The 252-nt window shown below is 50.0% G+C and carries 1 protein-coding gene; it reads left to right on the top strand.

Going from position 1 to position 252, the window contains the following annotated elements; all coding sequences use genetic code 11:
- A partial coding sequence (locus AAEY68_RS21395) for a hypothetical protein (protein WP_350586864.1) occupies positions 1–252 on the top strand: 252 nt, incomplete at both ends.

Below are 252 nucleotides of genomic sequence, written 5' to 3'. Positions count from 1 at the left end.
CTAGCCCGACAAATGACGTGGGCGGCGATCAGACTCGCGATACCGCAAACGAAGTTAATTCAGCAAGCCAAACAGATACAACCATTGCAACAAGCCCTGTCGATGACAAAAAAGCTAAAATTGCTGCCGCGGTTGCCAAAGCGAAAGCCAAGAAAGCAGCATTAGCTGTTGACTCTAGCCCGACAAATGACGTGGGCGGCGATCAGACTCGCGATACCGCAAACGAAGTGAACCCAGCAATCGAAATTGATA

Source organism: Pseudoalteromonas sp. RB2-MNA-CIBAN-0110, assembly GCF_040309305.1.
Taxonomy (GTDB): domain Bacteria; phylum Pseudomonadota; class Gammaproteobacteria; order Enterobacterales; family Alteromonadaceae; genus Pseudoalteromonas; species Pseudoalteromonas arctica.
The sequence above is the reverse complement of the archived record's forward strand: the minus strand, read 5'-3'. Positions and strand labels throughout refer to the sequence as shown.